The sequence below is a fragment of the Solihabitans fulvus genome (genome assembly GCF_008386585.1).
GTDB classification, from domain to species: domain Bacteria; phylum Actinomycetota; class Actinomycetes; order Mycobacteriales; family Pseudonocardiaceae; genus Solihabitans; species Solihabitans fulvus.
Window position 1 is genome coordinate 1 of the sequence record NZ_VUOB01000273.1, and the last position, 363, is coordinate 363.

Here is a 363-nt window from a genome sequence, read left to right on the forward strand (position 1 = left end):
GTTGCTGTACGTCGCCATTGCCCAGGCAGGGTTGCCATTGTACAAAAACAAAAATAAAACTTGTAATGGACGACGCAAATAGATCTGACTTACATCAATATTAAAATACGGCGATACTAGCGAGATACATTTGCGAGTAACTGTTATAAAGTAGTGGTTCAAGCTGATTTCTCTTGCTCAATGACGTCCTTTGTGGGGAGCGGGTTCTTCTCGCACGTTTCCGTGTGCTTCAGCTTAGTGGGATCGAAGTTCTCGATGCCGTTCAGGAATTTGTTCTTTTCCTTCTCCGCTTCGATAGCATCTTTGTCCGGAAGCGGGTTCTTCTCCTGAGTCTCGGTGTGCTTCAGCTGGCTCGAATCAAAC

General features: G+C 45.7%; 1 protein-coding gene. It reads right to left on the minus strand.

Annotated features, from left to right (window positions below):
- Positions 1-158 precede the first annotated feature (158 nt).
- A partial coding sequence (locus F0L68_RS45825; RefSeq protein ID WP_149855402.1) for a thymosin beta-4 family protein occupies positions 159-363 on the minus strand: 205 nt, incomplete at its 5' end.